This window comes from Exiguobacterium sp. PFWT01, assembly GCF_018255795.1.
Taxonomy (GTDB): domain Bacteria; phylum Bacillota; class Bacilli; order Exiguobacteriales; family Exiguobacteriaceae; genus Exiguobacterium.
On sequence record NZ_CP073755.1, the window covers coordinates 609,009 to 632,226 of the forward strand.

Genomic DNA, 23,218 nt, shown 5'->3' on the forward strand with positions numbered 1-23,218 from the left:
TGTAAAAGAACCCTGGACATACACGCGTTGCTTGGTGTGCGTTCAGGGTTCGTTCATGTTTCAGATGATTGTCCGTTTAGGCTGTTTGTTTCGTTTGTTTCTGTGCTTGCCGTCGCCGAATGAGTGATCGTCCTAGTTGAATGCCCGGACGTTCGATGATCTGATACGTGACGGATGCGATGATTCCAGAAACGATGAGTGTCACGAGGAACGTCGACATCCACATGGTCGCTGTGCCATATTGTTGAACCCATTCGTCTTTCATATAGTGTTTCACTACGTCAAGCACGAAAAAATGAACCAAATACAAGCTAAAGCTGATCTGTCCGATATACTGCATCACCCGATGATTGAGGATACGTCCTGGTATACCGGAAAGACCGAGAGCGAACAGGCAGAAAGCTAAACCGAAAAGTGCATGTTTCGGGAATGCGCTATAGACATCAAACGGGGTGACACCGAGGAAGATGAGTAGTGAAATCGAAACGATGGTCATCGTGCGATAGGAACGAGTAGACCATGTGTTGTCGCGCCATACGAGATATAAGGTAATCCCCATTAGGAAGATTGGTAATTGGTTTGGGAACCAATAGAAGGAAAAGCTCCTCACATCCAAAAAAGGTTGACTCTGTTCGGTGAGCCAATGGAGGACGATGCTCAACATGAGCGTGGCGGCCGTCCACACGACACCTTGACGTATGGTCTTCACGAGTTTGAACAACAAAGGAACACACAAGTAAAACAAAAACTCGTTTGAAATGGACCATCCACCTGGTACAAGACTAAACAACCATTCTGGATGTAGCACGTTGCTGAACGTCAACGTCGAGAGGAAAAGAGCGAGTGTCACGTCCGGATAAGACGTCGAAATCCCGATCGAGGCGTTGATCCAGTCGAAGCTCAAGTAGAAGAGCAGCGCGGCATAAAACATCGGAGCAATTCGGAAGAATCGCTTCGTATAAAAGTCTTGGAGCGGAATCTGTCGAGTGGTGGTATACCGTTCCAATGAATAGAAAAGAGTGAATGCACTGACGATGAAAAAGAGTTGAACGCCACGTGATCCTTGTATACCGATTTGATACAACCAATCGGGCAACTGTTGAAAAGGTCGTGTCGCGTGCGTCAACACCACACCGAGGATTGCATAGCCTCGTAGGGCGTCTAAAAAACCGAGCTTTTGCAATTGATGAAGTCTCCTTTATACCATCTTATGTCGTTGACATCCTGATGGTTCATAAATACCTTTTCTACAATAAACCATTCCCATATTATTTACATCATCATTTCTATAAAATATGGGAATGGTTTGATTAATATGGTTTAGCTGATGGCGACTAAGTAGTCAGTCGGATTGATGAAGCTGAAGCTGTCACGTTTCCCACATGCAGGACACGGTATAGTGAAACTTTATTTCGATGGGCCTGTCGTTTCGTCGTTTTCAAAGATTATGTATTTAGTTGATAAACGTACGTTCTTGAAACAGGGATGTGAGACCAGTTTGATTTCAACAATCGATTAGAGAATAGTGAATCGGGCTATGTGTGTTTGTAATCTGTACAAATGCATATAGCCTTTTGTATATAAAATATACAAAATAAGATAAACCTATACAAAAAAATGTATAACCAAGACAATTTAAAGTTATATAATGGAATGAAAAGAGAAAGGTGGTTTTCTATGTTCGGATATGATGTGTTGACAAGGTCATATAGCGAGTGGCATTTGAAAAAATTAAGTAAAGATTATCAACGAAAATATATCGATGGATTGAATTTAATTGTTCATCAATTGGATGGAAATGAAAAACAGTTAGGATCTTTTTATGAAAAACTATTAAATCTCACTCCGAATCAAGACAATCGTAGTCTTCGTGAAATCATGAATGATTTAAATAGACTGCGCTTTAAGTGGAGTGGTACAAAATCATACTGGTACTGTTTGGCGGATGAATTAATTCTTCATATCGTTAGCATGTTTCCCCATAAAAAAGAGCAGTTGCGTCTCATCTTACAATCCATTGAGATGAGTTCAGAACAAATGAATTACCTGCTAGATGATTCATTCCATGCTGACTCGAATATAAATCAATCTTATTGGCAATTGAAGAAACGTAAACAATTGAATTTTTGGCTTATTCCTTATGAATCAGAATCGTCACATCTTGGAACAACGTTAATTCTAGGAACGATGAGCGCTGGGAAATCAACAATTCTAAACAATGTATTAGGAGAAAACTGGGCAAAAACTCAAAACCAAGTGACAACTAATTTTTCACTCCAATACAAACATTCTCCGACACTAGCTCAAGAGTTCATATCAGATAATGACCATCGAATCTTGTCATCAACTTTAAACACTGCAAGCTGGTTAGAAGAATTGAATGAATCAGAACATGAAGGTGGGAGACAGTTGACGCTTTGGAGCGGTCGATCGACTGAAGCATTGATGAATTATCAATACACAGTGGTCGATACTCCTGGAACAAATAGCTCCTGGAAAGCGAATCATTACAAGGTAACGGAGCAGACTTTAATTCACTTTACGTACGATAAAGTCATTGTCGTGTTAGATGCTACTCAATTAGGAACTGATGACGAAAAAGTATTATTGTCCCTTGTCAAAGAGTACATAGAAAATCGTCCAGTATTGTTTGTATTAAATAAAATCGATGAACTAGATACTGAACTGGGGGAGACACACGAGTACTACATACAAGCTGCAAAAGAATTTTTAGAGGAAAATGGATTTTTAAATCCTGAAATAATTGGAACCTCAGCCATTGCGACAAGACTATTAAATCAAGATTTTCATCTATTGACTAAGCGTGAACAACGTATGAAAAGTTACTTCGAAACTTATTTCGGAATAGATGCGAATACCAATCAAACCGTGATCAATGAGCGTACTGGATTTACACAAATACTAAATTTCATGAAAAGTGAGTGATTGTTAATGAAACATGTAGAAATGATTTACAACCCTTATTTAATGGAAACAGAAATTCATTTCGATGGGGCAGAGTACTTAGTAAATAAAAATAGCGCACTTCATGATTGTAAAAACTTACGGCTCCAGCTTTGGATTGAACGTTTATGTAGTGCGCTTGAAAAAGATGTGAATGAAGAAGAGATTACAATTGATTTTTCAGGAACAATCTCCGATTTTGAAGATTTGACTCTGAGCTGTCAGCATCACAATCAAAAAAACACAGACACTAAATTCTATTGTCAACATATTCGAGTTATGGACCCGAGTGATAAAATCCATCAACTGAAAGAACTGATGGATGAAATTCAAGAAGGACCGTTTGAACAACTAAAAACAGCACAAGTCCAGAAGAATTTTGAGAAATCGATGAATGACGAATTTGAAATTGCCATTATTGCGACAATGAGTTCTGGGAAATCGACTTTGATTAATGCGTTTCTTGGAAAAGAATTAATTCCATCAAAGAATGAAGCCTGCACAGCAAAAATCACAAGAATATATAACCAAGAGGGAACAGAAACGTTCTCGGCGGAAACGTTTGATTCTGAGCAACAAAGTATCCAAGCAATTCGAGAAATTGCTCCAACTGATCTAGTTGATTTTAATGAAAATCATGAAATTCAAACCATTCATTTAAAAGGATCTATTCCACACATCTCCTCTAAAGGGATGAATCTAGTGATGATTGATACCCCGGGACCTAATAACTCGAGAGATATGGAGCATCGTACACAAACGTTCCGAATTATTCAAAATGAAGAACAACCAATCGTCATGTATGTATTAAACGGTTCTCAACTTGGAATCAATGATGACAATCTGCTTTTAAGTAATGTGTCCGAAGCGATGAAGGTATCTGGAAAACAATCGAAAGACCGTTTCATCTTTGTTCTTAATCAAGCTGATAAATATGATGTCGAGGCTGGAGAGTCCTTACAAGTAGCGTTAGATAATGCTAAAAGTTATTTAGAAAGTCATGGGATCGAGCACCCGAACATTTATCCGATTTCTGCTCAACTGGCCAAATTATTGCGGATGCAACAGTCTGGAGAGACATTAACAGCGAAACAAAGAAGAGATTCGTATGATTATGAACGGTTTATCGAACAAGAGGAAATGCAGATGCATCGATACCCCACTCTGACTCCGTCCGTTCAAAATGCAATCAAAACTCGTTTAGAAGATGCAGCGGACGATAAGGAAAAGGCAATCATTTACTCGGGTGTACCTGTTATCGAAGAGGTCATCAATGAATATCTTGAAAAATATGCAGTGACTTCCAAGATAAAAAATGGAGTCGAAGCTTTCCGAAAAGTGATTGAGCAAGAAAATATGTTGTTTAAAATCGAAGAGGAAATTCAAGAAAATGAAGAGCAACGACAAAACCTTATTCAAGAAATTAATTATGTAAACGAACTTCTTGAAAAAGGCGATCATGGAAAAGCGCTCATACAAGACATTCAATCGCTAAGCGATGAAACAGCTAAGAGGTATTTAGTTGAGACTCATAAAAAGTTTGTTGGAAAACTTATTGATGTTTCTGAACCAATGCAACAAGAAAATCAAGTGAAAGAGCGCGAAGCGAAGTTAATGGTCAGCCAATTCCAAAAAGAAGTAGAACTGTTATGTTCAACGTTACTAATTGAGCTAGAAAAAGGGATTGAGCAGGGACTGCGTAATCAAGCTGATGCGTATGCAGATGAATACAAAAAATCGATTCAAAACCTATTGAATTCTTCAGTTGAATTGAATATCGCGACTAGTATCACGGAAGACGTGTTGACTGTTAACCTACCAGATGCAAATGAACTGATTTCGATGTACACGGAGGCTAGAGAAATTTATGTCAGAACGGAAACGAGACAAAATTCGAGCAAGAAGTGGTATAAGCCGTGGACATGGGGAGAGTCTTCAACGTATGAAAAGGATATTTACGAAACGCATGAGTTTGTGGATATGCAAAAAGTGATTAAGCAATACCTTAATCCGGTTGTCGACTATATGGAAGATTTATTGAAATCCGCTCAATCCCAAGCAACAGAACAAACGGATTCATTTAAAAAAATGTTCCTAGATCAACTACAAATACTAGAAGATGCTATTCGTGAGAAAATGAATCGGTTACAGAAGCTAACGGTAAATCAAGGCGTAGTAGAAGAAGAGGCTGCTCGCCACAAGGCAGATAAAGAATGGTTACGGATGATTATTAGTAAATTAGATGTTCTATTAACAAACTGAGTATGGGGGAGAATAACATGGATTTAATTGAAGCAATTGAGGCTAAGGATGTTGAAATGATTCGTCGTCGTTTATCTACCTATATCATCGCAAATCCAAATGATGAGGCAATGATTTCGCGTGCACTTTCAATGATTGATCGTGGGAATGTTCCTGTTTGGGATTCGGTTGATTATTTCGAACGAAAAGAAAAAAAAGATTGGAATCGTGAGTATTTGACGGACGCTTATGCGTACTTGAAAACAGAACATTATTCTAAGGCTTTGCTGTTACACATTACTGAACTTGCTAGATACTTGTCACCTGCGCCTGCATCTCGTTCTGCGCAGGGGCAAGCTAATGATAGACCACGGCAGGATTATACAAAGGAAACTCGTATGAGAGAGCTTCAGAAAGAACTCATTGAGCTAGAAAACATGAATCGGCGTAAAGGGTTTAATAAACAAGAAAAGCGACGTTTTGATGAAATTCGTACTGAATTAAAGCGTTTTGAGTCAAATAAGCATCATACAAATTCTTCGACATTTATGGAACTTCTTATGGAGCTATATCAGATGGTTAAACGGATTGTTAGCGGTTCGGAAAGGAGATAAGGATGAATACATTAACAAAAACGCAAGATCATGTACATGCGCTGAATCAAGCGATTCTTCTAGCCAATGATATTGTTGACCGCAATTATTTGATGCGATTACCAGAACAAGAAATTCAACCGTATGAATTTATGGGGGAAGGGTTTACTGTACAAAAAAATATCCGAATTATGAAGGTGATGACTCTTGTTTATGAACAGGATGAGGACATTACGGATAAGCTGACAACTTTGTTTAATGGAATTAGTCATATGAACGGGACTCTTTCATTGTTGATTGATAGTAATGGTCAGCAAGTCGATTTGTATATGGCAGTTCGAACCAATGAGGCTACTCAAGAAATTTATCCGTTACACGACTTGTTTCAAAAAAGTTTTGAAAGTCAGTTTCAAGGTAGTGTGCTGAAGGTGGTATCGAACTCAAAAACAAGTGAACTGTTCGACTCCATCCTTCATCGGAACAGTGATTTACCATCTATCGTATCGGTTTGTGGAATTCCATCTAAAAAGTCCTTACAACAAGCCCAAGGAATTGATCGCTTGATTGAATCGATGCAAGGAGAACGATTCAGTGCGGTTATTATTGGGTCAGCGCTCTCTACTTCCGATGTCGCATCTCTAAGACAGAATTACGCTTCGCTTTACACGGAGCTATCCCCTTTGCGCCAATCGACAAGAACGTTTGGGACGGCTGAAAGTGCAGCTGTGACTGAAGGTTTGACTGAAGGTGTTACGAAGAGTGCGACATCGACGATCAGTCATTCGAAAAGTCAAAGTACTTCTACATCAACTACGAAAACAACAGGAGTTGCGCATTCGAAATCAGTACAGGTCAGTGGGATGATGAACATAAAAGGTGTTACAGCTCAAGTTGGTGGTGGTTATGCAAAAAGCAAATCCACTAGTGAAAGTATAGGTACGAGCGAGTCAAAATCGTTTGGCGAAACAACGTCTAACGGTGAATCAATAGGTGAATCAATGAATTATTCGAAGTCGGTCGCTGCTACGACAACAATGAATGAATCGATGCAACTGACTTTTGAAAATAAGACTGTCAGTGAAATGATGAAGAAACTTGATATTCAACTTGAACGCGTTAGTGATGCAGAAGACTATGGGATGTGGGAATTCTCTGCTTACTTTATTGCTGAGAATCCAAAAGTAGCTCAAATTGCTGGTCAAACGTATCGATCCGTAATTCGTGGAGAAAATTCTTCGATTGAACAAGGTGCATTATTGCAATGGAACGAAGAGCAGATTCCTCACATGACGAACTATCTTTCGAATCTCTGTCATCCGATAATCGAGCTAGAAACGGCGAATCAACGACTTTATGTAAAGCCTACTTCATTAATTCACGGGGAAGAAATTACTTTGGCACTTCATCTGCCCCAAAAGTCATTAAATACCTTGCCAATTGTAAGAATGGCCGAATTCGGACGAAGCGTACAATATATTTTCGGCGATGCATCAGGTCGGAAAATCGAATTAGGTAAGTTACAGCATTTCGGAAAAGTTGAAGATCAGCAAGTTCATTTAAATGTAGAACAATTATCAAGTCATACATTTATTAGCGGTTCTACAGGATCTGGTAAATCAAACACGATGTATCAAATTATAGATGGCTTACGACAACACCAAGTCAAAACACTTGTTATTGAACCGGCGAAGGGAGAATATCGTCACGTCTATGGCCATTTAAATGATGTTTCTGTGTTCGGCACGAATTTATCGCAAGGTGAACTGCTTCGTATCAATCCATTCATGTTTCCTGAAGGAGTTCATATTTTAGAACATTTAGATCGGTTAGTTGAAATCATGAGTGCATGTTGGCCATTATATGCAGCTATGCCGAATATATTAAAGCAAGCAATCAGTGAGACCTACGAACGGGTTGGATGGCTACTTGATTCATCTACGCATATTGAAGACAATCCAATTTATCCTACGTTTCACGATTTACTTAAAACGTTGCCAATCGTAATTGCTAGCTACGGTTTTTCAAAAGAAGTAGAGGACAATTATAAAGGTTCGTTAGTCGCAAGGATCGAATCGATGGTGAATGGCATTGTTGGTCCTCTGTTTAGTGGTAGTTCAGTTCCGGATCAAGACTTGTTCGACCAAAATGTCATCATTGACTTGAGTCGTATCGGTTCACTTGAAACGAAATCAATTATCATGGGGATTGTGTTTTTGAAGTTACATGAATATCGGATGAGTCAAGCTACTACCATGAACAATCCATTAAATCATATTACGATTTTAGAGGAGGCACATCACCTTTTAAAAAATGTGTCTAGTTCGGGGGAAAGTACAATTCAACAAAAATCCGTTGAGATGATGACAAACGCAATTGCTGAAATGAGATCGTACGGGCAAGGTTTCATTATTGTAGATCAATCCCCAAGTGCGGTTGACCCAGCTGCAATAAAAAATACGAATACAAAAATTATCATGAGATTGCCAGATGCAGATGATCGACAACGTCTTGGCAAGTCAATTGGTTTAAATGAAGATCAGATTCAGGAAATATCTAAACTACGTCCCGGCAGTGCGATTGTTCATCAAAGTACATGGCTGAATCCGGTTATGGTAAAAGTCAATCTTGCATCAGCGTCCGAACATCTTCTTCAGCTTCCTGTTCCCGAGGAAACCAAATTGTCTGAAGTTTTATGTCATCTACTCGTTGATCAACCACTGCGAGCCCCATCTATAAAAGAAGAACATCTTTTAGAATACATTCAAAGCTTAACGTTAGAAGAAGAAGATCGGCTTCATTTAAATAATATGATTAATCAAATTTATAATAATCGTAAACCAATATTATTCTCTAGATTATTCATCGGAATTCGTGCTCGTATTGTATTCCATCTTATCGGGGGAGTATTCATCTTTAGGTATTGTTCGTTCGCAAAAGACTCAAAAGAGTTTAGAAGACGTTTTGAACAAGCGATTGAGCATTTTGCAGGTATGCATATTGAAGATAAGCATGAGCTAGAACGATTAGTACTATATCATCAAAAGGGGATGAGTGTATGATTGAAAAAAACATCGTACGAGATGAAGGGGTTCCCATCAAAAACCTAAGTGATTTCGAAAAATTAGTTATTCCGGAAAGAGATGATTTAGGAAATCAAAATGTTTTTGAAGTTTTTGAAGCGAAGACATTCACTACAGTAATTGAAGAATTTGAATCGGCGTCCTTAGAAGAAATCGAAATTTATGAAAATGCAAACGTAGAACTTGGAGAAGTGAATGATCGAGAAGTACTAATTCGTACAGATATTGATTATGAAGAAAAAGATTTATTCGGCAGAACAAATTTGGAGCGGATGGAACAAGGTCTTGCTCCATTGTGTGAGGGGAAACCAATAGAATTGCATCATATCGGTCAACGGATGGATTCTCCGTTAGCAGAGCTTCGGGTAGACGAGCATCGTGGGGCTGGGAATGATGGGATTTTACATGATAAAAAAATTGTATCATCAATCGACCGAGTGGCATTCAACTCAGAAAAAATTGAACATTGGAAAACACGAGCGGAGGATGTTAAACATGAACAGTCAACGGATTGATCAAGCAGTAACTGAAAAAAGAGCTCTTGTGTTAGGGGAAGTAGCTAGCTCGACCATTCAGCAAATGGAAGAACAATTAGGAATTCATTTTTCAGAAGACTATAAATTTTTCTTGAAGCAATATGGCGCTGCATCAATCGAAGAACATGAAGTGTTTGGACATGCTCCTTCTACTCATTTAGATGTCGTCGAGAATACCATTCAAGAAAGAAAACGTGCATCTGTTTTGGGAAAAATGATTGTGCTTGAAAACCCAGGATATGATGGGATTCTAATTGTAATGGATGATTCTGGGCAAGTTTATGAATTCAACAACCAAGAGTTGAAAGTGATTCATACTTCATTTGAAAATTATTTAGAGAGTATTTTGAATTGAACGGTTCATTGATTTTACAGCTCACTCATGTGGTGAGCTTTTTTTGTGCACTTTTTCTTCCAAATTTAAAAAATTAATTTCCAAATTGTTAGGAAATGAACGGATTTTCACAGTTGAATCTTGATACAATAAATCGATTTCAATTCAAACTTTAATGAATGGAGAGACAAACATGAAAAAGTGGTTATTTGCCATTATTCTTTTCACAATTATGGCAGGAACACCTGTCGAGGCAGCGAGTCATACGGAAACATTGATTCAAGAACTTCAAAAGACGACACAGGATGGATATCGTTATCATTCCCACGAGATTGCTCAAATGAATCAGTCGAAAATGGAAGAAGTCGTGGTCCTGTTCAATCGAGATACGAAAACAAATATGGCAGATGACTATTTCGTCAAAGTATACGAATGGAAAAACGAAAAGTGGAACGTCGTTTACAAACGAGAATATTTAGAAGTGATGAAGATGAAATTTCTCACCTCTGGAAAGCTTGGTGGACATGAAAAAGTCGTATTAGGCAAGTTTCACGGAATCGAAACAGAGATCATGGCGCCGATCACGATTGGATCAGCTGATGGTAAACAGATTCGTCTCTTGGGTTCATCACCAGCTGATTATTTTGGAAATGCCATCATCAAAAATGACACGTTGTACGTCATGCGTCATTCCATCGTTATGCATCAATTGAAAATGAAAAACGGCAAGCTGGTTCGTGTTGGTGGTGGAACGGGGAAAGATGATCGTGATGTAGCCGATAATCCGAAGTATTGGGTAGGCTTGAAAGGGCGACAACTTCTAGGTCCTACGAAGATCACCATGAAAGTCGGAGAAAAGATTGGCGTGGGTCGATACGATGCTAGCGTGAAAGGAAACTACTTTTACTCGCCTTATGCATTTCAAGAGAAAGACGCTGTGATTGAATGGGATGAGCGACGCCTTGGGTTCATCGCCAAACAAAAAGGGATGGCAACGATTGAATTAAGTGCTCAAGTCCGATTAGATGGGCCAAATGGACCAGAAATCTTCTCGGCAGGAAAGAAAAAAATTCAGATAACGGTCAAATAATGCATTGATGCATACGAACAACCTACGTTCGAATATCAACCTTGAAAATCTCAAAAGTGATATGCTCCAACATAGATCAAACTCTATCTACAAATTATGTGAGTTGGTGGCTTGCTGACTGGTATTAATCACTTTTAACAAAGAAATCCGACCACTAGAAATGGTCGGATTTTTCATTTCCTTTACTCCAACGTCAATCGCTCCACCGCATCACGCAGATGGTCTTCGCGCACGCGGATGTAGCGCCGTGTCGTCTTCGGTTCGCTATGACCGAGCAACTCGGACAACGTCGTTTCCTTTACGCCCATATCATAGAGGTGCGACGTGAAGGCGTGCCGGAGCGTATGTGATGTGACGGATGTGCCGAGCACGTCCTCGGCGGCGCGTTTCAGATGACGGTTGATCGTCGTCTTGCAGATGAGGTCGCCGCGGGCGCTCGGGAAGACATATGGCGAATCGATGCGTCGTCGCTCTTCCTCTAGATACGTTGTCATCATCGCATGCGTCGCATCGTTCAGTGGGACCTTGCGCGGTTTCCCCGTCTTCGATTCGTGGATGTACAGTAGACGCGCGTTCAAATCGATGGCATCAAGTGTCAATTGTCTCACCTCGTTGATGCGCATCCCCGTATGCAACTGAAGCATCAAAAAGGTTCGATACAACGGGACGTCGATTGCATCGATGACTCGGTGTAAGTCGCTTGGTGTAGGGACGTCCGAAGGTGGACGTTCGGTCACTTTCACGCGAAGGTGATGAAACGGATTGTGCGTGACGAGTTGCTCGGTGATGGCCCAGTCATACAGACCACGGAGTGCACTCAAGTAATTGTTGATGGTCACCGGTTGGCATCCTTCCGAGCGGAGGGCATTGATATACGGCATGACGTCCTGTCTCGTCTTGAAGTCATCGAGAGTTCGGTTCTGTCCCATAAGTTTTTGGAAGCGGGCGAACTTATAGGTCGCCTGACTGACCGTGTTGTCCGATTTTCCGGTCATGCGTAAGTAGTGGACGTGCTGGTCGACAGCGTCTTTCATGTGTAAGGTCATCTTCATTCTCCTCTTATTTGTCGTCCTCACGGAGCATCCGCTGGAGTTCGGCCTTGTAGGCGCGGAGGCGGCTCGGGGAGTACCCGAGCGATGCTTCAGTTCCGTGAAGCATATGGCAGAGTAAGGTGAAATGACGATTTGGTAAAGTAGAACGCTTGTCGTCTAGCCAGAGGGACAGCGGCATCTCGCTCTTGTCGATTTGCTCGGGGAGTCGTTCACTCGTCACCTCGTGCTGAAGCGTCTTCGCCTGCTTGGCACGCTCATTCAAGATGGCACCACGGATGCGGATGAAACAGTAGGTCTTCCCTAGCGTCTTGCCGTCCTGAATGGCTCGCCATAGGGCGATCCGAGCCGTCTGGGCGGCATCGTCGACTTCGTTCGGATGGAGATGGAGTTGGCGGATGACGTAATAGATCATCGGTTCCCACTCTTTGATTTGTTCGTTTGCGTCTGGCATGATGGACTGCTTTCCCGCGCGCGTCTCAAGTTTCCTAGGTGGTTACAGCATAATGGTTGTTATAGAGAATCCCTGCTTTTGATTCATAAGGCTTGGCGCAAGTGGGATACAGCATTTCGAGGCTATATCTTGTTTGATTTGACGAAACGACACGGTTGGCGAGGTGCGAAAACCGCATAACAACCATTATAAGTGACAAAATGGCACACCCTTTGCAAGGGCGTGCCATTTTGTCATTCGCTAAAGGTGAGCGAGATATTGTTGAACAACACATGGACGTGAACCGTCGTTGTTCCGATTCGTTCCGTGAAGTGTTTTTCGTGTACGACGTTCCAACCATGGATGCGCTCCGCTTCGCGATAGGCGAGGAATGCTTCACGTTCCCTTGTCAGAAGCGCCATGTATGCCTCAGAAGCTTTCGTTCCCTTCCCGAAGATGGCATCCGCCGTCACCTGCATGACGTGGGACGTATTCTGAATCGTCTTTTGTTTGAGCGAGTAGGTGTCTTCTCGAATCCAATCGATGTAGCTGTACTGGACGTCTTGGAGAACTTGCTTGTTCTTCGAAAAGCCCAAGTACACGACTGCTCCCTTCAAATCTTTTGAATGGTAGAGAAGCGTACTCGTTCCAACGTAGCGATCTTCAAGTTCAAACAATCGGGGCCGGTCTGACCAGACACTCGCCGCCTTGGACGTTACCGAGAAAATCTCGTTGCCCGGGCGCATCGTCAAGGACGGAAATGGCTTCAGTGGCAAAAGTGGTGACAGAAACTTGGAAGGGACATACCCAGTTTGACGACCCGTCATCACCTGGGTCCAGGAGCCGAACGATTTGATGACGGTGACCGGCGTATCAATTTGGAGCGTCAACTTCTTCTTACTGTTCGTTACTCGCTTTTCACGTAAATCGATCGTGTCGATCGTGTAGAGCACTTGCTTTTTACTCGGCATGCGGACGACCGCGGAAGACGCCACATATCCGGATTTGTCACGGTATTTAATGTGGGTCCAAGACCCATATCTCTTCACAAATGATACAGACGTTGCATCTGAAATAGAAATCAATGTCTTCGATTTAGCTGAACGTTTTTGTTTCAACTCCACTTGTTGTGTCGTGATGTAGGATGCGGTAGCGGCCTCACCCGACATTGGGGTGAACAGAGCACCGCAAAGGGCGAAGATGAGTAACAGGCGTACATATTTCATCAGATTTCCTCATTTCATGATGGGCCTATTGGTTAGGTTGGACCCAAGTTAGGATGGTACCGTTCTCTTGCCGGATGAGGGCGGGGTCGTGTGACTGGACGTCGACAAAATCATGGCCAGCCGCCACGCTCTGTTCGCTGATGACGGCAACATTTTCAGTGATGTGTCCGTTGTTGAATATGAAATAAGCACGACGTTTCGTTGTGTCGTTTCTGTCGACCCTGACACCGTATGTTCCGTTTCCGGACGTGTTCAGACCATACGCGCTCAGTTGCCCGCTGCGAAGGAAGATGCCACCGACCCCGTTGTTGCGGACAGTCACGTTATTCAACGTGCCATCAAAGACACCGTCATAGACGAGCCCGTGGCCGGGTGCGCCTTGCACGACAAGGTTTTTCAAGGAAATCATGTCGGCAGAAATGTTCAGTAACTCGTCACCTTGGAAATTCGGACCTGCTTCGAGCGTTCCACCGTTCATTCCGATAAGAGTATATGATTGTGGGTATTGCGGATCCGCGTGAAGGATATTCACTGTCGCGTCGAGTGTCTGTACCCCGCTGATGAGGATACGTCCGATGATGTCGACTTGATCGACGGCCGCTTGCAGTGACGTCATCGGTTCGGTGGTTTGGCGTCCGATGCTATATATACCGGGTTTATACGTCCAATATGTCTCGGTCGCCCCCTCTTTTCGTTCCAGCCAGTCCGGGGTTTGGACGGTGACGTCATTTGGCGTGGTTGAAAAGATGACCTTCTCATCGAGGAGGGCGCTGTCATGTAAGGCGAGCGAGGTTGGACGAGCGTGCTCATCATGGCTCGTCTCAAGACGGATACTACCCATTCCATTGCCACTTGAACTTATACCTTGCGCTGTCACGCCTACGTTTTCGAAAAAGAAGGCTTCTTTCAAATTATTTTGAGAACGAATCTGTTGTACGGTCGCCGAATCAACGCGCCGGATGCTGAGACCGCCTCCCGTTCTGTTCTCCATGTCGAACTGTTCGAGTGTGACGTGACCGTCGACATTTTCGACTTCGATTAAGTGATGGAGTGAATTGTCTTTCGAATGAAGGGACGCGCCTTGACGTCCCGTCACGTGAACCGGACGATTAATCGCAAGTGGTTCGTTTAATTCATGTTGACCATCGAAATAAATATGTGTGAGATAAGGATTCGCTAATGCGCTTTGTAGATGATCGATTTCCTTAAAGATGGAAGACTCAGCATCGATGCCGAAGACGCCTTCCGGGGCAAAACCGTCAAATTTGATCGTATTCGAATAACTGACAATCGGACTAGACAGATAACTCGGATCTTCGAGACGAAGTGTCCCGTTTCCGAAAAATTGGATGCGATGACTCCCTGAAATGATATCGTCAATCGTCAACGTGACACCTTCAGCGATTTCGATATACGTGTCCCGTTTCGTCTCAAATCCGCCGATGGAGACGTCGTCCATGATGGTATAGTCACCTGTCGAATGTTGTAAGATCCAAATCAGCTGTTCGCGAGTCGTCTTCGGTGGCGAATCCGGGCTTGGTACGACGAACGGAGGTGTTGGTTCGGTCTCGGGTCTTTTCGTGATCACTTGATCTCCGGGGAGGGTGATCACGTCGACTTCCGTTTGACCTAAGTCGACCGTGCTCGTATTCGTCGAGGAGCCTTCGATTGAACCGATAGCCGTGATGTCGATCGTCACCGGTGAACTGCCGTCGAGCAGCACGCTCGAGATCGATGATGTGCCCGAGATGGTCATCGCCTGCTTCTCGTTGTGGCGGACGATGAGTTCAGTAATCGGCGCATTCAATTTCAAAGACCCTGCCAATGCAGTGGCCTCGAGCTGCCGAATGCTGCCGCTTCCGTCTAGGATGAGGTCGGCCTCGGTCCGGAAGCGATCGATGTTTGCTTCGTTACCGAGCGTGACTGCGGCCTGGTTTTTTAACTGAAAAGTCCCGATCGGTGCGTTGAGGATTAACGTTGCTCCACCGTGATGGGACGTCATCCGTTGAATCAATTGTTCAGAAGATAAAGTGGCATTTCCGAACACGGTCAATTGTTTCACGTCAAGCGGCCCTTTAAATGCTAGATTCGTCGTCGCGCCATGGGTGATTAGTTCATCAATCGTTCCAGTCATCGTCGAGGTCAATCGTCCCCGGTCTGAGGTCATCTCGATTTTTCTAATCGTACTTTTGCCAGCCAACTCGAGTTCGTGTGACAAGTTGGCGAATCGGTTGACTGTCGCATAAACCTTCAATGTGTTCACCTTGTGACCTGTCAATAGCGTCGTCATCATCCCGGCATTGGCGGAAGATCGAATCTCCGCATCGGCGAACAAGCGGACGTGTGATGCCCTGCTCTCATCTCGTACGTAGAGACGTGTCTGTGGTTGCAGTATGTCAAGGTATTGGACACTGCTTTCGTTCAAGACGATATTTGTCGATGATGCGACAGGTTTCGTGGCATCGTGTTTCGTCGTTTGTTGTATAAGTGTTGTGGCGTTGACGTCCATAAGTTGTGTCGTGGCTGTTGCCTGTTTCGTCAAAATGACTCGATTGACTTGTTCGATGTCTTCTAACTTTATGTTTTTTGCATTTATACGGATTTCTCCTTTGAACGTACGCCCCATACCATCGAGCTTGACCGTTCGAGTCGAGCTTTTACCGGACATGTTCAGTTCCAAGCCTATGATTTCCATTGTTTTCCCAGACTTTGATTCGACAACAGCTAACTTGGCACGTTGGAGTGCTTGTTTATTTTGAAGTAAGAACTGTTGATCACGCTTGGGTAAGGTATAAGTCTTTCCACCGATGCGAATCTCTTTATGATTGAGCCAAGAGTAAGTGTGAAAAGAGGGTGAAGCTTTCTGATTTGCTGTTTCTTTTGCTGTCGCTTCGGTAATGGGTGGGGAAAGCAATAAGGACCCGATTATACTGGCGTACAGTACTATCATTTGTTTCTTCATTTGTTCTCTCCTTACAATGAATTCATTCTATTGATTTGTATGTACGTGATACGTACCTTGAGTAGTATAAACAATAAAATAGATATTTCTATTTTTTTCAAAAATAAAACACTGTATTTTTTTGAAAGTAATAAAAAGGATTTCTGGTTATTATGAACGTTTACCTCGATTCCCTATTATTTTTTTGAAAAAGATGATAATCAGTTATCAGAAGTTTATACTGTCTTTATGAGAAAAAAATGAAAGAATTGTAAATCAGAAGTTGAACGGAGGATTTAAATTGAAGAAATTATTACTCGCAATGCTGATTTGTCTCAGTTGGGGAACGAGCGCTTCAGCGGAAGAACTCATTGTGGAACGCGAGATTGATAAACCGATTCCGGGTGAAGAAATTTTATATGAGGGTCTAGACCGTGTCATCGTATCGATCCCGATGCCCAACGAATCTTCAAGCGCTTCGTTTGAGGAGCGAGTCGAATCGAGAGAAGGGGTCATTGACGTATCAGATAATGCAGTGATTGAACGGCAAGGTATTATTAGCCGTCATCAACCTTACATCGCACGACTCGGAATTTCGCCACTATGGTCGACATATCGAGGAGAGGGTGTGACGGTGGCGGTCATCGATGACGGAATTGATTTGACGCACCCAGAGTTCCAAGGGAAGCTCGTTGCGCCATACGATGCGACGCGGGACGTTCCGACCATCGTGGACAAAGGTGTCCATGGGACGCATGTGGCGGGAACGATCGGAGCCCTATTTGACAATCGAGGTGTAGTCGGAGTGGCACCAGCGGTCAAGCTGATGCCAATTGATATTTTCATAGGTGAGGACGCCGAAATTTCCCATTTGATTAAAGGAATTCAACATGCTGTCGCAAACGGAGCCAAGGTGATCAATATGAGCTTTGGTACATACGATCGAAATAATGCCTTAGAGGCGACGTTACGAGATGCCCGTGCGCAAGGAGTGGTGTTGATTGGTGCGGCAGGAAATGATGATACAGAAGAAGCGATGTACCCAGCAGCTTACAAAGATGTATTATCTGTAGGTGCGGTAACAATGGATGATTTTATTACTGATTTTTCAAATTATGGATCTACGATTGATGTCGTAGCTCCAGGTGAAGAAATCTACTCAACGTTGCCGAACGGTCGATACGGGTTTATGAGCGGCACCTCAATGGCCACACCAATTGTATCGGGTATGGCTGCTCTACTCGTTTCAAAAGAACCGAGATTATCACCGGGTATGGTGTATGCTCGACTAAAAGCAACCGCGGTCGACTTAGGCGATCCAGGAAAAGACTTTCTCTATGGATATGGTCGCATTTCAAGTGAGGCGATGAACTTCACAGCTAACGACTATTCGATGCTCCGTGATATTAATCCGCCTGCTCGTCCGACACTTGGCACATTGACAAACCAAAGCAGCGTCATCACAGGTAAGGCTGAAATTGGAAGTACAATCGATATTCATTATCGAGGCAAGACGTATCGCCGAAACGCCTCGAACGGAACATACCGGATGGAGACGTCAGGATTGCAGGTCGGTTCGACCGTCACGGTCGTCGCCCGCGACCGTGCACTCAATCCGTCTCTTCCCATCACTCGAACCGTCTACGGAGTGCTAGAGCGTCCGGCTTTTCGAGCGGTATCCTCTCAATCCACATCAATCAGAGGCACGGGGAAAAAGTACGCCACGTTACAGGTGTTCAGCGGTCAGAAATCTATCAGTCCGATTGTGCGAATCAATAGTAGAGGAGAGTTCTCACTGCCAATTCCGAAACAACGGGCTGGCACGAAGCTCACCGTGAAAATGAAGTCTCCATATTATATCTCCCAATCGTATTCGATCACGGTACGATGAACGGCTCTGGTCCGCGATACGCGGACCAGACTTTTTTTTCTATAGAACTGGAGAAACTGGAGGATTAGATGGATACTATTCTAAATATGTAAGCGCTTTCGTAAAAAATACTAAAAATTTAAAAAATCACAAAAAGGTTGTGCTATATTGGATGAGTAAGCATAAATTACGGGGAGGCAAAATGATGAACAAAAAATGGATGACGACTTCGCTCGGAGCAGCACTTTTGGTATCAACACTCACGCCGTTGGCACCGGTCAACGTAGAAGCGAGTCAGGTGAGGGCGGCTACAGTCGACTTGGGATCTACTTACGCTTATGGAGGGAAATTGGTTCTGCCAAAAACGTATAAGTCTGAACCGATTCGTTGGTACAAATCAGGATTTAACGCAAAGCTCATTAATCAGCCACAAGTCTTGAAAGGCGTCACGGTCAAATCGAAAAAACCGGTTGTCATCAAAGTCACGGTAGACAACTATCCAGTCAAGTTTATCAATTCGATGATTAAAGTCGATGTCGAAAAAGGAGAAACGGCTGCACTCCCGGCACGCCTCAAGGCAACGTTCGCAAATGGGGGTACATATTTTGTCGATGTGAAATGGGGATCGGTCGACACGTCGAAAGAGGGCGTCCGGATGGTGAATGGGACGTTTACTCGAAACAAAACGACCATTTCCGTCAAAGCCCAAGTCACGGTGAAACCGATGACGACGTTCAAATTGAATATCATGCACACGAACGATACGCACGGACGCGTCGAGATGTTCCCGAAACGAATGACGGCAATCAAAGAATATCGTGCCGAACATCCGGACGCGTTATTGCTTGATGCGGGGGACGTCTTCTCGGGCACATTATACTTTAATGAGTATAAAGGTCTCGTCGATGCGAAATTGATGAACTATGCGGACTACGATTTAATGACACTCGGTAACCATGAGTTCGATTTAGGGGAAGATGCGGACGGGAACCTTGAGCTACATAACTTCGTAAAAGTACTCAAGACACCGATCGTCTCATCAAACATCAACTTCTCTGAGGATGAGTTGCTTTCAACACTATATATGAACCAAATCGCTGAGGACGCAAAAGGCGGTAAAATTTACAAGACGTACGTGAAAGAAGTAAAAGGACAAAAAATCGGCTTCATCGGATTGACGACGGAAGACACGGAATCGATTGCGAGCCCAGGATCTGTCCAATTCTTGAACTACATCGAAAGCGCCAAAGCGGCCGTCAAAGAACTTGAGGACGCTGGTATCAATAAAATCGTCGCTCTGTCACACCTTGGTTACAATGATGATCCGAAAGTGGACAATGACCTTTTGCTGGCTGAATACGTAGATGGGCTCGATGTCATCATCGGAGGTCATTCACACGACGAGCTTAAACAACCGGTCATCGTCAACGAAGACACGGCCCCAACAGCAATCGTACAAGCGTCTGAATATGGGAAGCGTCTCGGGACAATCGAGGTGGAATTTGACAAGAAAGGGAACCTCATCGTGGCTCGCGAAGAGATGGAAGGCGTCGAGACTCTCGTCAAGCCGTTCGGTAAGCTAATTGATTTGGAAGCGAACCTTGCTGAAGATGCTGGAGCGAAGAAAATCATCGCTCCGTATAAAGAGCAAATCGATAAGATCTTACAAGAAGAAATTGGAGCCAATGCGACAGAAGCCTTAGCGATTGCCGATGCGAATAACATTCGTCTCGTACGGAAACAAGAGACGGGCATCGGGAACTTGATTGCGGACGGTATGTTGGCAAAAGCGAAGCAATTGGATTCACAAGTTGCTGTCGCCTTTACAAACGGTGGTGGTATCCGTGCGGCAATCAATGCCGGACCAATCACAGTAGGGGAAGTCATCACAACGTTGCCGTTTGGAAATACGTTGGCGACTGTCTCACTTTCAGGTCAAGAAGTAAAAGAGGTTCTTGAGCGCTCTGTTTCAAATGCGCCAGCTGAACTTGGTGCCTTCCTTTCAGTTGCCGGAATGCGTTTTGAGTACGACAGCTCGCTTCCTGCTGGTTCACGTGTCACCAAAGTAGAAATCAATGAATCGGGCGCATTTGTCGCACTCGATCCTGCGAAGACATATAAAGTCGCTACAAACGCCTACACAGCGAAAGGCGGAGACGGCTTCACTACGCTCGAAAAAGCATACAAGGAAGGGCGCGTCACCGATCTCGGTCTCTCCGATTGGGAAAACTTCCGTGATCATCTCGTAAGTCTTGGAGAAGTCACTCCTAAAGTAGAAGGACGTATCGTCGACAAGAAAACACCTTAATAGTTCACCTATTTTTCAAAAAGCTCCTTTCTAAGGGGCTTTTTATTTTGTAAAATATAACTTGCATGACGATTTTTGTGGTATCAGGATAGAATATACAAAATGAAGCTTAAATGTTTGATAAAAACAGTAAATCCATTTATTGTTTAAAAAGTGTGAAAAAATTGAGAGTGAAGGGATTCAGATAAATGAAACGAGTTATTTATGTTGCAGGGCGAGTTAGTGTGGCGTTAGCATTATGTGTTTTACTCATTACGAGTACATTGACCAGTAAACCAGCCAGTGCTGCGGAACCGATTATTGGGGTGACGACGAAACTGACTGATTTATATCAATTCAAAAACAAAAAATTAACACCTGTTGCTAAGGCCTCGAAAAATATGACATTCATCCATTTGCGTAAAAGTGGTGGGTATGAGCAGGTTCAACGTAGTGGTAAAAAATACTACATAAAGTCGAGTGATTTTAAGCTTCGTACCAGTGTGAAGCCAACGAATCCAGTAACGCCTCCTGCTCCGAAACGTCCAGCGCATGTCTTTGTACAAGTGACAAAGAGCGCGCCGGTTTACACATGGAAAAACGGTAAATTGACAGAAAACGGTGTAGTTAGTAAAAACAAGACGTTTCGACCATACCGCATTAGCGGACGTTATTTTGAGGTTGTATCCGGAGCTTCTCGCGTATACATCGAGTCGTCAAATACAAAAGTTGTATTACGCAATATAACAAAGGAAGACTTGCAGGATAAACAACTCGCACCATTTATCTCGTATCACTTCTCAACACAGCGTCAAAAACATGCTCCTTATTTTGATCGCTCGAACAATACATCGAACACGGTAGCGCGGGCAGAAGAAACGATTGGCGGCTTATGGACGGTTCCAGCCCCACCTGGAAAACTTACAGTGAAAGATGTGAGTACATTTAATTGGGTCAATCAGATCCCATTCTCGTCATCGAACTCATTCCCATTCCAAATTCATGGGTTCTATATGCTTGATACGTTGACGAACGCTTATACGCATAACCCGGACGATCGTTATTTGGCGTATGGACGTGAGATGATTAAAAGTTGGGATCCTAAATTCCCGATCGAACGTTACAAGTCGGTATATAAGTGGGCGTATAACGATCACGGCGCCGCACTTCGCATGATTGCCTTCGTAAATTATTGGAACGAGTATCGTTTCTCAAAAGAGAATAATGACCCTGAATTCCATTCACAATTGTTGCGCATGATGTATGAACATGGGAACCTATTAGCCGAACAAAGTTTCTACCGCTCGAAAAATAATCATGGAATCTTCCAAGACATGGCGCTACTTATGATTGCGGAAACGTTCCCGGAGATGGACCGATCCGCAGATTGGAAGCGAATCGCCAACGAGCGTTTCGCTGCACAAATTGATCACGGCATCAGCCCGACCGGTCTTCACTTAGAGCACTCGCCAAGCTACCAACTGTATCTTTATCAAACATTGATTGGCATGATTGATTGGACAGAAGCAAATGGATATGCGCTCGACGAAGAATCGAAACGTCGCGTTCGTGAGATGCCGAAGTTCATGGCGTACATGTTGAAGCCGAATTTGAAATTCGTTCAATTTGGCGATACGTATGCAGAGGTGATGAAATCGAGCTCGTTCCCGTATATTCAGAATTACCCCGAACTGTTGTATAGCGTAACGGGAGGGACTCAAGGGCAACGTCCTACCGAACGCATCATTCGCCAAGATGACCAATATGTCTTCTTCCGTCAGCATTGGGGAGAAGAAGCACCGTTTAATCAAGCAGTCAACTTTGCGATGACGGCCGGCTTCCACGGGATGCCACATAAACATTTTGACGATTTGAGTATCGACCTTTACGGATTCGGAGATGATTACATCGTTGAGACGGGACGATATGGTTATGCTCGTGCCTTTGAGCGTTATGGCGTCTTCAAAGGGGAGGCCCATAACTCGATTCATATCGAAGGAGAGGACTTCCCGGTAACCGTAGATAAAGTAGGGAAGAGTGGCATAACGGAAGCGAAGCAACTCCCGAACGGTCAGTTCTTTACATCGGGTCAACATCAGCTCATGACGGGCACGACCCACAAACGTTCCGTTTGGTATGACACGTTGCAAACGTTCTTGGTACAAGATCAATTAACGTCAAATAAACAAAATGCCTTTTTACAGCGATTCCACTTAGCCCCTGGCTTCTCGATTGTGGAGCAGACGACGGATCAAGTGGTGGCTACGCATACCGACGGTCGGACACTTCACATGATTCAGCTCCCGACATCGACGCAAGGGACGTTGACTGTTGGTGATAGTCACGTTTCGTATGCGGATTACACGTGGTTCGAGCGTAAACAGCTTATTACACGCAAAGTCATCAAGTCGGGTGAATATGTGACGTTGTTACACTTAGGCAAAACGCCGGACGACCGTGTTCAATCCGTGAATTGGGTGGACGGCACGGAAGGACGGGTTATCCAATATACGCTGGCGAACGGACATACGGCTGAAATTCAAGTAAACTAAAACTAAATAAAATGAAAGGAGG

15 protein-coding genes are annotated in these 23,218 nt (G+C 43.5%); 10 read left to right on the forward strand and 5 right to left on the reverse strand.

Annotation, left to right across the window (positions count from 1 at the left end):
• Positions 1 to 76 precede the first annotated feature (76 nt).
• Positions 77 to 1,183: an acyltransferase family protein gene (locus tag KD909_RS03285; RefSeq protein ID WP_211782369.1), complete on the reverse strand. Its 1,107-nt coding sequence runs from the start codon at positions 1,181 to 1,183 to the stop codon at positions 77 to 79.
• 494 nt (positions 1,184 to 1,677) lie between these two features.
• Here KD909_RS03285 and KD909_RS03290 point away from each other — a divergent pair, with 494 nt between their 5' ends.
• From KD909_RS03290 to KD909_RS03320, 7 genes are all read left to right on the forward strand, one after another.
• Positions 1,678 to 2,946 (forward strand): dynamin family protein, encoded by a 1,269-nt coding sequence (locus KD909_RS03290; RefSeq protein WP_211782370.1) that lies wholly within the window; start codon positions 1,678 to 1,680, stop codon positions 2,944 to 2,946.
• A gap of 6 nt (positions 2,947 to 2,952) precedes the next feature.
• A complete protein-coding gene (locus tag KD909_RS03295; RefSeq protein ID WP_211782371.1) occupies positions 2,953 to 5,226 on the forward strand; it encodes a dynamin family protein in 2,274 nt (757 codons plus the stop codon).
• A gap of 17 nt (positions 5,227 to 5,243) precedes the next feature.
• A complete protein-coding gene (locus KD909_RS03300; RefSeq protein WP_211782372.1) occupies positions 5,244 to 5,819 on the forward strand; it encodes a hypothetical protein in 576 nt (191 codons plus the stop codon).
• Positions 5,820 to 5,821: 2 nt separating this feature from the next.
• Positions 5,822 to 8,857, forward strand: coding sequence for an ATP-binding protein (locus KD909_RS03305; protein WP_211782373.1), 3,036 nt, complete (start codon positions 5,822 to 5,824; stop codon positions 8,855 to 8,857).
• Entirely contained in the window at positions 8,854 to 9,393 is a 540-nt protein-coding gene (locus KD909_RS03310) for an HNH/ENDO VII family nuclease (protein ID WP_211782374.1), read from the forward strand. Before KD909_RS03305 ends, KD909_RS03310 begins: the two co-directional genes overlap by 4 nt.
• Positions 9,374 to 9,769 carry an SMI1/KNR4 family protein gene (locus KD909_RS03315; RefSeq protein WP_211782375.1) on the forward strand — a complete coding sequence of 132 codons (396 nt, stop codon included), beginning with the start codon at positions 9,374 to 9,376 and terminating at the stop codon, positions 9,767 to 9,769. The genes KD909_RS03310 and KD909_RS03315 overlap by 20 nt, the downstream gene beginning before the upstream one ends.
• 172 nt (positions 9,770 to 9,941) lie before the next feature.
• Entirely contained in the window at positions 9,942 to 10,838 is an 897-nt protein-coding gene (locus tag KD909_RS03320) for a hypothetical protein (RefSeq protein ID WP_211782376.1), read from the forward strand.
• A 182-nt stretch (positions 10,839 to 11,020) separates the two neighbouring features.
• Here the strand turns inward: KD909_RS03320 and KD909_RS03325 are convergent, their stop codons facing one another.
• The 4 genes from KD909_RS03325 to KD909_RS03340 all read right to left on the reverse strand — a co-directional run bounded on the left by KD909_RS03325 (position 11,021) and on the right by KD909_RS03340 (position 16,508).
• On the reverse strand, positions 11,021 to 11,884 hold the full coding sequence (locus tag KD909_RS03325; protein WP_211782377.1) for a tyrosine-type recombinase/integrase: 864 nt from the start codon (positions 11,882 to 11,884) through the stop codon (positions 11,021 to 11,023).
• A 13-nt stretch (positions 11,885 to 11,897) separates the two neighbouring features.
• A complete protein-coding gene (locus KD909_RS03330) occupies positions 11,898 to 12,341 on the reverse strand; it encodes a sigma factor (RefSeq protein WP_211782378.1) in 444 nt (147 codons plus the stop codon).
• Positions 12,342 to 12,574: 233 nt separating this feature from the next.
• A complete protein-coding gene (locus KD909_RS03335) occupies positions 12,575 to 13,546 on the reverse strand; it encodes an SH3 domain-containing protein (RefSeq protein WP_211782379.1) in 972 nt (323 codons plus the stop codon).
• A 25-nt stretch (positions 13,547 to 13,571) separates the two neighbouring features.
• Positions 13,572 to 16,508: a hypothetical protein gene (locus KD909_RS03340; RefSeq protein ID WP_211782380.1), complete on the reverse strand. Its 2,937-nt coding sequence runs from the start codon at positions 16,506 to 16,508 to the stop codon at positions 13,572 to 13,574.
• A gap of 280 nt (positions 16,509 to 16,788) precedes the next feature.
• Between KD909_RS03340 and KD909_RS03345 the strand changes: the two genes are divergently transcribed.
• The 3 genes from KD909_RS03345 to KD909_RS03355 all read left to right on the forward strand — a co-directional run bounded on the left by KD909_RS03345 (position 16,789) and on the right by KD909_RS03355 (position 23,196).
• Complete coding sequence (locus tag KD909_RS03345) at positions 16,789 to 18,378, forward strand: S8 family peptidase (RefSeq protein ID WP_211782381.1); 1,590 nt, start codon at positions 16,789 to 16,791, stop codon at positions 18,376 to 18,378.
• 184 nt (positions 18,379 to 18,562) lie between these two features.
• Positions 18,563 to 20,665, forward strand: a complete 2,103-nt coding sequence (locus tag KD909_RS03350) for a 5'-nucleotidase C-terminal domain-containing protein (RefSeq protein ID WP_249199068.1) — start codon at positions 18,563 to 18,565, stop codon at positions 20,663 to 20,665.
• Positions 20,666 to 20,853: 188 nt separating this feature from the next.
• Entirely contained in the window at positions 20,854 to 23,196 is a 2,343-nt protein-coding gene (locus tag KD909_RS03355) for a heparinase II/III family protein (protein WP_211782383.1), read from the forward strand.
• Positions 23,197 to 23,218: the final 22 nt, after the last annotated feature.

Excerpts from the sequence above, each read along its gene's own strand:
- KD909_RS03300 (WP_211782372.1), top strand. The coding sequence starts at position 5,244 with ATGGATTTAATTGAAGCAATTGAGGCTAAGGATGTTGAAATGATTCGT.
- KD909_RS03295 (WP_211782371.1), top strand. The coding sequence starts at position 2,953 with ATGAAACATGTAGAAATGATTTACAACCCTTATTTAATGGAAACAGAA.
- KD909_RS03330 (WP_211782378.1), bottom strand. The coding sequence starts at position 12,341 with ATGCCAGACGCAAACGAACAAATCAAAGAGTGGGAACCGATGATCTAT.
- KD909_RS03290 (WP_211782370.1), top strand. The coding sequence starts at position 1,678 with ATGTTCGGATATGATGTGTTGACAAGGTCATATAGCGAGTGGCATTTG.
- KD909_RS03335 (WP_211782379.1), bottom strand. The coding sequence starts at position 13,546 with ATGAAATATGTACGCCTGTTACTCATCTTCGCCCTTTGCGGTGCTCTG.
- KD909_RS03340 (WP_211782380.1), bottom strand. The coding sequence starts at position 16,508 with ATGAAGAAACAAATGATAGTACTGTACGCCAGTATAATCGGGTCCTTA.
- KD909_RS03320 (WP_211782376.1), top strand. The coding sequence starts at position 9,942 with ATGAAAAAGTGGTTATTTGCCATTATTCTTTTCACAATTATGGCAGGA.
- KD909_RS03325 (WP_211782377.1), bottom strand. The coding sequence starts at position 11,884 with ATGACCTTACACATGAAAGACGCTGTCGACCAGCACGTCCACTACTTA.
- KD909_RS03310 (WP_211782374.1), top strand. The coding sequence starts at position 8,854 with ATGATTGAAAAAAACATCGTACGAGATGAAGGGGTTCCCATCAAAAAC.
- KD909_RS03315 (WP_211782375.1), top strand. The coding sequence starts at position 9,374 with ATGAACAGTCAACGGATTGATCAAGCAGTAACTGAAAAAAGAGCTCTT.
- KD909_RS03355 (WP_211782383.1), top strand. The coding sequence starts at position 20,854 with ATGAAACGAGTTATTTATGTTGCAGGGCGAGTTAGTGTGGCGTTAGCA.
- KD909_RS03305 (WP_211782373.1), top strand. The coding sequence starts at position 5,822 with ATGAATACATTAACAAAAACGCAAGATCATGTACATGCGCTGAATCAA.
- KD909_RS03350 (WP_249199068.1), top strand. The coding sequence starts at position 18,563 with ATGAACAAAAAATGGATGACGACTTCGCTCGGAGCAGCACTTTTGGTA.